The sequence below is a fragment of the Dietzia sp. DQ12-76 genome (assembly GCF_014145045.1).
Classification (GTDB): domain Bacteria; phylum Actinomycetota; class Actinomycetes; order Mycobacteriales; family Mycobacteriaceae; genus Dietzia.
Genome location: NZ_JAALDV010000032.1, coordinates 1 through 9413, shown reverse-complemented (window position 1 = coordinate 9413; position 9413 = coordinate 1). Strand labels below are relative to the sequence as shown.

At 70.3% G+C, this 9413-nt stretch carries 10 protein-coding genes and 2 pseudogenes; 8 read left to right on the top strand and 4 right to left on the bottom strand.

All coding sequences use genetic code 11. The annotated features are described in order from the left end of the window. Window positions 1–310 (top strand): annotated as a pseudogene (locus G6019_RS01690) (ATP-binding cassette domain-containing protein); the annotation flags it as partial. 44 nt (window positions 311–354) lie between these two features. Beyond that, a complete protein-coding gene (locus G6019_RS01685; protein WP_107757359.1) occupies window positions 355–942 on the top strand; it encodes a dihydrofolate reductase family protein in 588 nt (195 codons plus the stop codon). Between the two features lie 22 nt (window positions 943–964). On the opposite strand, the gene G6019_RS01680 is transcribed toward G6019_RS01685, so the two are convergent. From G6019_RS01680 to G6019_RS01670, 3 genes are all read right to left on the bottom strand, one after another. Continuing rightward, on the bottom strand, window positions 965–1960 hold the full coding sequence (locus G6019_RS01680) for an esterase/lipase family protein (protein WP_182612933.1): 996 nt from the start codon (window positions 1958–1960) through the stop codon (window positions 965–967). 106 nt (window positions 1961–2066) lie between these two features. Next, window positions 2067–2606 (bottom strand): ferritin, encoded by a 540-nt coding sequence (locus G6019_RS01675; RefSeq protein ID WP_370446313.1) that lies wholly within the window; start codon window positions 2604–2606, stop codon window positions 2067–2069. Window positions 2607–2788: 182 nt separating this feature from the next. Next, window positions 2789–3568, bottom strand: coding sequence for an SDR family NAD(P)-dependent oxidoreductase (locus G6019_RS01670; protein WP_182612932.1), 780 nt, complete (start codon window positions 3566–3568; stop codon window positions 2789–2791). A 55-nt stretch (window positions 3569–3623) separates the two neighbouring features. Between G6019_RS01670 and G6019_RS01665 the strand changes: the two genes are divergently transcribed. Genes G6019_RS01665 through G6019_RS01645 form a run of 5 tightly spaced genes read left to right on the top strand, consistent with a single transcriptional unit; the run spans window position 3624 to window position 8589 of the window. Then, window positions 3624–4613 carry a glycoside hydrolase family 26 protein gene (locus G6019_RS01665; protein ID WP_182612931.1) on the top strand — a complete coding sequence of 330 codons (990 nt, stop codon included), beginning with the start codon at window positions 3624–3626 and terminating at the stop codon, window positions 4611–4613. Further along, a complete protein-coding gene (locus G6019_RS01660; protein ID WP_182612930.1) occupies window positions 4610–5842 on the top strand; it encodes a PP2C family protein-serine/threonine phosphatase in 1233 nt (410 codons plus the stop codon). The genes G6019_RS01665 and G6019_RS01660 overlap by 4 nt, the downstream gene beginning before the upstream one ends. Beyond that, window positions 5839–7809, top strand: coding sequence for a glycosyltransferase family 2 protein (locus tag G6019_RS01655; RefSeq protein ID WP_182612929.1), 1971 nt, complete (start codon window positions 5839–5841; stop codon window positions 7807–7809). The genes G6019_RS01660 and G6019_RS01655 overlap by 4 nt, the downstream gene beginning before the upstream one ends. Continuing rightward, complete coding sequence (locus tag G6019_RS01650) at window positions 7806–8141, top strand: STAS domain-containing protein (protein ID WP_182612928.1); 336 nt, start codon at window positions 7806–7808, stop codon at window positions 8139–8141. The genes G6019_RS01655 and G6019_RS01650 overlap by 4 nt, the downstream gene beginning before the upstream one ends. Beyond that, window positions 8131–8589, top strand: coding sequence for an ATP-binding protein (locus G6019_RS01645; protein WP_182612927.1), 459 nt, complete (start codon window positions 8131–8133; stop codon window positions 8587–8589). The genes G6019_RS01650 and G6019_RS01645 overlap by 11 nt, the downstream gene beginning before the upstream one ends. On the opposite strand, the gene G6019_RS01640 is transcribed toward G6019_RS01645, so the two are convergent. After that, entirely contained in the window at window positions 8570–9019 is a 450-nt protein-coding gene (locus tag G6019_RS01640; protein ID WP_107757351.1) for a limonene-1,2-epoxide hydrolase family protein, read from the bottom strand. The genes G6019_RS01645 and G6019_RS01640 overlap by 20 nt on opposite strands. Window positions 9020–9265: 246 nt before the next feature. Between G6019_RS01640 and G6019_RS17180 the strand changes: the two are divergent. After that, window positions 9266–9413, top strand: a pseudogene (locus G6019_RS17180) (alpha/beta fold hydrolase); the annotation flags it as partial.

Here is a 9413-nt window from a genome sequence, read left to right as displayed (position 1 = left end):
CCCCGACGCCGAGGCCGAGCAGGTCCACGCCCACGCGGCGCGGATGCTCTTCACCGGGGACGCCGGGTTCCGCCGCCTCGGGGAGCTCTCCGGCGGCGAGCGCCTCCGGGCGGCTCTGGCGGTCCGGTTGTTCGCGCGGCCGGTGCCGCAACTGTTGGTGCTCGACGAGCCGACCAACAACCTCGACCTCCCCGGCGTGGAGGTGCTCGCCGACGCCCTGCAGCAGTGGCGCGGAGCGCTGCTGCTGGTGAGCCACGATGACGGGTTCTGCGACCGGGTGGGGGTGGACGAGGTGATCCGACTCGGCTGACGCGCCCACCTCACCCGATCACCCACCACGGAGGGATCCATCCCGTGCGCACGCTCATCTACTACGTCGCCGTCACCGCCGACGGGTTCATCGCCGACCCCGACGGGCGAACCGACTTCTTCCCCCTGGAGGGAGACCACATGGCCTGGCTCATCGAGCACTACCCGGAGACGATCCCCGGCCACGTCCGCGGGGCGCTGGGGCTGGCCGACACCGCCTCTCGGGTGTTCGACACGGTGGTGATGGGTCGCACCACCCATCAGGTGGCGGTTGACGAGGGTCTGGCCAGCGGCTATCCGCATCTGCGCCAGTACGTGGTGACGCACCGGCCGGACGACCTGCCTGCCGAACAGGGTCTCACGGCCTCGGACGAGGATCCTGTGACCCTGGTCCGCAGGCTCAAGAGCGAGGATTCCCCTCTCGACATCTGGCTGTGCGGAGGTGGGGAGCTGGCAGGGGCTCTCGTGGACGAGATCGACGAGTTCCGACTGAAGATCAATCCGGTCCTGATCGGCGCGGGGCGGCCGTTGATCTCGGGGCCCGTTCCGGTGTTGTCACTGGTCGTGCGCCGGAGGATCGGCTTCGACAGCGGGGTGGGCTACGTGGAGTACGAGCGCGCGCGCCGCGGGTGACCGCGTGGCTGCAGGGATCGGCTCACCGCACCCAGGGCGCGTAGGGGGCGACGTGGAAGCACGGCACCGGGGTGGCCTCAGCGGGGGCCAGTGCGTTGAGCACGTGCAACCACACCCTCTCGCTGTACAGGGTGGCCACGTGCTCGGACAGGTCCTCGGCACATCCGGCCTGGAGTTCGATGTTGGTGACGTCACCGGAGTAGAACTGGCGGACGAACGGGGTCACGATCTGGTCGAACTGCGAGACGATGCTGTACATGCGGACTCCGGGGATGCCCTCGGGGCCGCGTGGGTAGACCTCGGTGGCGAGTGGCGAGTCGACGACCTGCTGGATGAGGGCCGGCGTCGAGTGCTCCAGGCTCCCGTACACGGCGGGCCCGAGGACCGGCACCAGGGAACGCAGATAGACGATCTCGCTCAGTCTGGTCCCGGTCGAGGGCGAGATCCCCACCTTGGTGTGGACCTTCTCGCTCCCGCCGAGGAACGTCAGGTAGTAGTCGGCCAGGATGCCGCCGCCCTGGGAGTGCCCGACGAGGTCGACGGCGTCCGCGCCCGTCTCGGCGAGCGCCCGGTCCACGACCTGCTGAAGGACCAGGCCGGAGGCCCGGATGTCGCCGAGGCCCTGGATCGGCATCGCCGGGAAGCCCGTGACGTTCCCGAAGGTGAAGGTGTAGACGCAGTACCCGGCGTTTCTCAGCAGAGGGGCGCCGGCCTGCCAGGCGAGCGCCTGCGTGGTGAAGGTGGGGTGGACCAGGACGACGGGACGCGGGCGCTGCGGGGTCGGTCGACAGTTCGGGTCGTTGGCTCCCGGAGGCGGGATCTCGGGAGCCAACGACGCCTGGAACCCGGCCGAGATGTCGAAGGGCACCGGCAGTGGTCCCTCGGTGGGCGACTGCGCACGGGCGGGGGTGGTGGCGGAACCCACGAGGAGCACCGCCACGGCGACCACCGCCACCGCGGCGGCGATCCGCCTCGCTCCGAAGGGGCGTGCGGGTGGTCTGGTCGCGACTCCGATCACCGGAGGCCCCCTGTCGTTGCGCCGCGGCCCGCTACGAGAGGGCCGACTCCATGGGTGTGATGGTCCTCACCCTAGGCAGGGGCGGCGCTGTGCGCTCTGCTTCCCGTCAGACGGCACCGCCGGCGACCGCGGGCGGGGTGCCGGTGTTGGAGGAGGCGTCGGTCTCACGGGCCAGGTACTCCTCGATCCGGAACCAGTCATTGTCCGCGCGCTCGGCGATCGCCACGAGGGTGCTCATGTTGGCGACCTCCTCGACCTGCTCACGCAGGAACCACAGCATGAACTGCTCGCCCAGCGGATCTGCCTCGGCTCGCGCGGCCTGGAACAGGGCCTCGATCTGACGGGTGACCTGCTTCTCCTGCTCGAGTGCGTACCGCAGTGCGGCGACGGGTCCCTCGAAGTCGGCCTGCGGGCCGGGGACGGCCGGGATGGTCACCTCGATGTCGCGGTCGAGCATGTACTGCACCATCATCATCGCGTGGTTCCGCTCTCCGAGGCTGTGCTGGTAGAAGCGGCCCGCGAGCTGCGGCAGGTCCTTGGCGTCGGCCCACACCGCGATCGCGATGTACTGCTGGCTCGCGGCGAACTCGTGGCCGACCTGCGCGGACAACAGTTCGGTGAACGAGGACTTCTTGGCCATGATCATGGAACCCTTCCTCTCGGGGGACCTCGACGGGCGTCGAGGTTCGCGGGGGCGTGGTGCGCCCCGGGGGTCCCAGAGTAGGACCGACGAGGGTGTTTTACCAGGTCAGTAAGCCTAACCGAACATCGGTAAGCCTGGCCTGGCCGGCGGTGCCGGACGACCGGATACGGCGCGGGACGCCGTCGTCAGCGCCGGTGCGCCCGCATCGCGGAGTGTTGGTCCCTCGGCTTGACCACGATCTGGTCGAGGTTGACGTGCGACGGCCGGCTCGCCACGAATCCCACGATCTCGGCGACGTCGCGTGCGACCATGGGGGTCAGTCCCTCGTAGACGGCGCCGGCCTTGTCGTCGTCGCCGTCGAATCGCACCAGTGAGAACTCGGTCTCCACCATGCCGGGCGCGATCTCGGTGAACCGCACGGGCTCGCCCAGGTGCTCCCCGCGGAGCGTCCGGTGCAGGACGGCCTGCGCGTGCTTGGCCGAGGTGTACCCGCTGCCCTTGTCGTAGGACTCGAGCGCGGCGATCGAGGTGATGGTCACCACCAGCCCGTCGCCGGTGTCCACGAGCACCGGCATGAGTCCGCGCACGAGCCGCAGGGTGCCCAGGACGTTGGTCTCCCACATCCATCGCCACTGATCCTCGTCGGCGTCCATGACGGTGGTCGTCCCCTTGGCGCCGCCGGCGTTGTTGACCAGCACGTGCAACCGGGGCACGGCCGCGCAGAACGCCTCGCACGAGACGGGATCGGTGACGTCCAGGGGAATGGCGGTGCCGCCGATCTCGTCCGCGAGCGCCTCCAGTCGGTCGAGTCGTCGGGCTCCGACGACCACGTGGAATCCCAGCCGCGCCAGTTCGCGTGCGGTGGCCTCGCCGATCCCGGAGGAGGCGCCGGTCACCACCGCGATGCGGGTGTCGGCGGGGAGAGCGGTGAGGTGCTCACGGATGGCGGGGTGATCGACACTCATGGTCTCAGGCTAGAACAGCAGTCCCAGTGGCGCGCGACGGAGACAATGGTCGACGATGCGTGCGGTGCGGATGGCCCTGGTCTCGGTGGTGGTGGCGGTGATGTGCGTGGCGTGTGGATCCTCGCGGCAGTGCGACGTCGCCGCCGACCCCCTTCTGGCGCCACTCGACGCCCCCGGGCAGGCGTGTCCGCGCTTCGGGGTGAGCACTCCCGGCGGACCTGCCGCCCCGGAGGAGCTCCGTGCGGTCGCCGACACCGTGGGTGCCCGGCCGAGTGTGGTGATGTGGTTCGTCGACTTCTCCTCCCCGCCCCCGATCGCCGAGTTGGACGCCGTCCGGGAATGGGGTGCGGACCCGATCATCACGTGGGAGCCGTGGCGGTGGATCGCGGACGGGGTGTACGACCGCGGGGCGTTCCCGATGGAGGAGATCGCCGCGGGGGTCCACGACGACCACCTCTATCGCTGGGCCGACGAACTGGCCGCCTGGGGTGACACGGTGTACCTGCGATTCGCCCACGAGGCCAACGGCGACTGGTACCCGTGGAGCCCGCGGGGCGGTACCCCTTCGCAGACCTATGTGGAAGCGTGGCGGCATGTGCACGACCTCTTCGCCGCCGAAGCGGTGCACAACGTTCGGTGGGTCTGGACCGTCAACGTCCCGCACCCCGGAAGCAGCCCGGTGGCCCCGCTCTTCCCGGGCGAGGAGTACGTGGACGTGGTGGGCGTCGACGGCTACAACTGGGGTACCACCCAGGCGTGGAGTTCCTGGCAGGAACCGGACGAGATCCTCGGCCCCACCCTGGACGAGGTGGCCACGATCGCACCGGGAGTGCCCGTGATGGTCACCGAGGTGGCCAGCGCGGAGGCGGGTGGGCCCAAGTCCGAGTGGGTCAGGGACCTCGTCGGGTACCTTGATTCGAGAGAAGAGTTGACGGCGTTCGTGTGGTTCGACCACCACAAGGAGACCGATTGGCGCCTGGCCAGCAGCCCGGAGTCCGCCGCCGCCATGGCGGACGCCCTGACCAGAGGGAGCCGTACGAGATGACCCCGCCGCCGTGGAGCATCCCCGCACCAGTGGAGGCCGAGCGGGTGCGCGACGTGGAGCGGCTGGGGTTGTTGGGGACCCCGCCCGAGGGCCGGTTCGACCAGGTCACGAACATGGCGCGCCGGGTCCTCGGCGTCCCCGCGGCATCCCTGTCCCTGATGGACGACGACCGGTTGTGGATGAAGTCGATCCACGGGCTCGAGGTGGAGGAGGTGCCCCGGGACAAGACGGTCTGCCGGACCACCATCGCGCGGGCGTACCGCCGCCCTGACGACCCGGCGCTGGTGATCCCGGACGCCGCCGCCGACCCGGAGTTCGCCGAGATCCCCGGTATCGGTGGCCCGGACGGGGTCCGGTTCTACGCCGGCTATCCGCTCTACGGCCCCACAGGTCATCCGGTGGGCACCTTCTGCGTCTATGACTTCGAGCCCCGGAACCTCGACCCGCAGCAGATCGAGGCGTTCACCGAGCTCGCCGAGTGGGCGCAACGGGAACTCGAGCGGTCCGCGGAGCTGGACCGGGCCGCGGAGATACAGACCCAGCTGCTCCCGCGCCCCCTCACCGGACTCGAGGGCTACCGGATCGCCGCCGTCTGCCTCCCGGCGTTCACCGTCGGCGGAGACTTCTTCGACCACTACAGTCGTGGAGACACCCTGATGCTCACCGTCGCCGACGTGATGGGCAAGGGGCTCGGGGCCGCGATCCTGTCCTCCTCGGTCCGCGCCTCGGTCCGGGGGGCCTCCCGGGTGCTCGACCGGTTCGGCCCCGCCGACGGCGCGCAGGACACGGGGGCAGTCACCACGCTCGCGGCCGAGCACCTCGCCGAGGACTGCGAGCTCACCTCGACCTTCGTCACGGCGCTCCTCGCCGCTATAGACCTGCCCAGCGGGACGATCCGCTACACCGATGCGGGCCACGGCCTTGCGCTGGTGCGGCGCTCCGACGGGCGGATCGAGCCCCTGGAGGAGGGCGGGCCCCCCATCGGGATCCTCCCCGGGACCACCTGGGCCTCTGATGAGGCACAGCTAGAGCCGGGCGACGTGTTGGTGATCTGCTCGGATGGTCTGCTCGATCTGTTGGACGAGGACAGCGACCCCGCCGCGGTGTGGCAGTTCGTGCAACCCTTCGCCCTTCCCGACGAGCTCACGGCTGCGACCCGCGACCTGGTGGCGGGCCGGCCCCCGCTGGACGACGTGACCGTGGTGGCCGTCCGGAGAGAGGCGGCGTGAGCACGGTCCCGGCCCCGCCGGTGCCGCGCAGCGAGTACCCCTCGCCCTACCTGCGGCTGCTCATCGTGGTGACCGTGATCGTCGGGTTGAACTACATCGTGTGGCGGTGGTTGTTCTCGGTCAACTGGGACGCCTGGTGGATCGCCGTCCCGCTGGTCCTGGCCGAGACCTACAGCCTGATCGACTCGATCCTCTTCGCCGTGACCATGTGGCGGTTGCGTCGTCGCCCCGAGCCGCCCCCGGCGCCGGAGGGGGTGAGCGTCGACGTCTTCATCACCACCTACAACGAGCCGCTCGACCTGGTGCTCGACACGGCGGCGGCCGCCAAGCGCATCCGCTACCCGCACCGCACGTGGATCCTGGACGACGGCGCCCGTCCGGAACTCCAGGCCGCCGCCGCGGAGCTGGGGGTCGACTACCTCACCCGGTCGGCCAGTTGGACCGACAAGCCACGCCACGCCAAGGCGGGAAACCTCATCAACGCACTGCTGCACACGGACGGCGAGTTCCTGCTGATCCTGGACGCGGACCAGGTCCCCGAGCCGGAGATCCTCGACCGGACCCTCGGGTACTTCACTGACGAAGGTATGGCGCTGGTCCAGACCCCGCAGTACTTCACCAACGTCCCCGAGTCCGACCCGCTGGGCAGCCAGGCACCCCTGTTCTACGGGCCCATCCAGCAGGGCAAGGACGGGTGGAACGCGGCGTTCTTCTGCGGGTCGAACGCCGTGCTCCGTCGCGAGGCGCTGATGCAGCTCGGCATCACGGGGTACGTCAAGGCCGTGGAGGACGGGGTGGATCGCGCCCTGCGGACGGCCGGCAGGGTGATCAGGCGGGCACAGCGCACGGTCCCGGCGGACCAGCCCGAGGTGGGGGAGGCGCTCGGAACCGTCCGGCGGGCCGTGCGCACCGCCCGCGCCGAACTCAGGGCGGGTGGGTCTCTCGCGGAGATCACCTACGGGTTCCAGCAGACGGTGGACGCGGCCGCGCGCACCGTGGTGGACGCCGACCTGGGCGCGATCCGGTCGGACCTCGAGGCGATCGCCGCGCTGGACGAGCACGGGGCGGACGCGATAGTGCTCGACGACCTGGTGCTCGACCAGCTCGCCGACCGCGAGTGGTCGCCACTGGGAGCGGTCGAGTCGGTCCGCGCGCTGATCCGCGCCGTGGACATCGACCGGGCCGACGAGGCGGAACCCACCCAGGCGCTGGCGACCATCTCGGTCACCGAGGACATGGCCACCGCGATGCGTCTGCACGCTGCGGGATGGCGGACCGCCTACCACCACGAGGTGCTGGCCTATGGTCTGGCGCCCGAGGACCCCAAGACGATGCTCACCCAGCGACTGCGGTGGGCACAGGGCACGATCCAGGTGATGCTGCGCGAGAACCCCCTGGTGCAGCGGGGTCTGACGCTGGCCCAGCGGTTGATGTACTGGTCCACGATGTGGAGCTACCTCTCGGGCTTCGCGGCACTGGCATACTTCGCCGCCCCGGTCATCTACCTGACCTTCGGCGTGCTGCCCGTCCAGGCGTGGAGCGTGGACTTCTTCGCGCGACTCATCCCGTTCCTCGTTCTGAGCCAGCTGCTGTTCTTCATCGCCGGCCGGGGCACCCCGACCTGGCGGGGACAGCAGTACAGCCTCGCCCTCTTCCCCGTGTGGATCGCGGCCTGCTGGACCGCCGCGCGCAACGTCTACTTCGGCAAACCCCTCGACTTCGCGGTCACCCCCAAGACCCGCCAGGGGGAGGACGCGACGCCGTGGTACCTCTTCCGGCCGCAACTCATCGTCATGGCGTTCCTGGTGGTGGCGGCCGTCATCGGGGTGGTGCGGCTGTACCTGGGGGCGATCTCCGTCCTCGGCGTCACGGCGAACCTCGTCTGGGTGGTGTTCGACCTGTTGATTCTCTCGGTGGTCTTCCGGGCCGCTCGCTACCGTGGACCCGACAGAGAAGGAGCGACATGACCGCCTACGACATCCGGGAGGCCGGCACCGCAGTGGTGGTTCAGCCGACCGGTCGACTGAACATGGTGGCCGCCCCCGGCCTCCGCGACCAGCTCCGTGAGCTGGTCGACGGTGGGTCGCGCCGGGTGGTGGTGGACCTCAGCGCCACCGAGTTCATCGACTCCTCGGGACTCGGGGCGTTGATATCCGGACTCAAAGCCGCCAGGCAAGCCGGGGGCGACCTTCGCATCGCGGCCCCGAACGCACAGGTCACGAGCGTGTTGAAGCTCACCCGGCTCGACCGGGTTCTGACCGCGCACGAGTCGGCGGACTCCGCCTTCGATGGCGACTGACCAGCGTCGGGAGCTGACCCTCACCACGGGTGAGGGCACGCTCGACAGGATCCTCGATCTGATCGGGGAGACGCTCTCGGCCGGTGAGGTCGAGGAGGAGGTGCGGTTGCGGTTCGAGATCTCCGTGGCGGAGATCGGGGCGAACATCATCGAGCACGCGGCCGACGGCGGCCCGGTGCACCTGGACCTCGTACTGGAGGTGACGCCGGACCGCCTCGAGGCGCGCTTCACCGACGACGGCAGCCCCGCCCGGGTGGACCTGCGTGCCGTGCAGATGCCGGACGTCTTCGCTGCCCGGGGCCGGGGGCTGGCGATCGCGGTGGAGGCGCTCGATGAACTCGAGTACCGCCGGCGCGGGGGAGAGAACGTCTGGCGGCTGGCCTGTTACCGCGAGCGGGAGGCGGGGCAGTCGGAGGACGACGACGAGGTCAGCGGCCCCGGCCGGTGACCATTCCGACGAGTCCGCGCACCGCGCCGAGGGCCATGTCGGACTTGGAGAAGTAGTCCTGCCAGCCGCACACGAGGCCGTCGCGGACCTCGAGTCGCCCGCACACCCAGAACCCGCAGCGGAATCGCCCGACCCCCAGGTAGTCGGTGCGTTCGGTGAGCACGATCGTCGGGGAGCCGGGGGTTGTGGGGTCGGCGGGGGCGCCCACGGCGAGGTGGTGGATCTCCGCGTCGAAGTCCACGCTGCCGCCCAGGGCCGACAGCGCCTTGACCACATCGCGCTTGCCCCGGATGGTGGGGAGCCCGATGTTGGCCCACCACACGTCCTCGGCGAGCAGCTCGGAGGCGGTGGTGACGTCGCCCGAGACGAGGGCGTCGAAGAAGGTGCGGACCACGACGTCGGAGTCGAGCTTGGTGGTGGTGGTAGCCATTGGACCACGGTAACCGCCCCGGTCCGATCTGTGCGGCCGGAACGCCCGGCCTCAACCGACTTGTGCGTGCCGAGTGGTCCCTTGCGCCCGCGTACCCGGGCGGAATGCGTGTAGGCAGGGCTGGGCAGGGCGCAGAGTTCCGGTGATGCGGACGGCGCGCGCAGTTCTCGGTGGGGCACGCGGGCCATCGACGATGTGCGGGATCTGGACAGCTCAGCCGGATCTGTGGCTGGCACGATGAGCCTCATGAGTTCCGCAGCCGCCCCCGCCCCCGCCGTCTCGTCGGTCGTCTCCTCCGACGGCACCGCCCTCGCCTACCGCCTCCTCGGCGACCCCGCCGCCCGCCCGTTGGTGCTGGTCCACGGCTGGGCCCAGTCGAGCGCCAGCTGGGGGC

What these genes read in the sequence shown, in the direction of transcription:
- G6019_RS01675 (WP_370446313.1), bottom strand. Translation starts at nt 2,606, where the DNA reads ATGATCATGGCCAAGAAGTCCTCGTTCACCGAACTGTTGTCCGCGCAG.
- G6019_RS01670 (WP_182612932.1), bottom strand. Translation starts at nt 3,568, where the DNA reads ATGAGTGTCGATCACCCCGCCATCCGTGAGCACCTCACCGCTCTCCCC.
- G6019_RS01665 (WP_182612931.1), top strand. Translation starts at nt 3,624, where the DNA reads ATGCGTGCGGTGCGGATGGCCCTGGTCTCGGTGGTGGTGGCGGTGATG.
- G6019_RS01660 (WP_182612930.1), top strand. Translation starts at nt 4,610, where the DNA reads ATGACCCCGCCGCCGTGGAGCATCCCCGCACCAGTGGAGGCCGAGCGG.
- G6019_RS01650 (WP_182612928.1), top strand. Translation starts at nt 7,806, where the DNA reads ATGACCGCCTACGACATCCGGGAGGCCGGCACCGCAGTGGTGGTTCAG.
- G6019_RS01645 (WP_182612927.1), top strand. Translation starts at nt 8,131, where the DNA reads ATGGCGACTGACCAGCGTCGGGAGCTGACCCTCACCACGGGTGAGGGC.
- G6019_RS01640 (WP_107757351.1), bottom strand. Translation starts at nt 9,019, where the DNA reads ATGGCTACCACCACCACCAAGCTCGACTCCGACGTCGTGGTCCGCACC.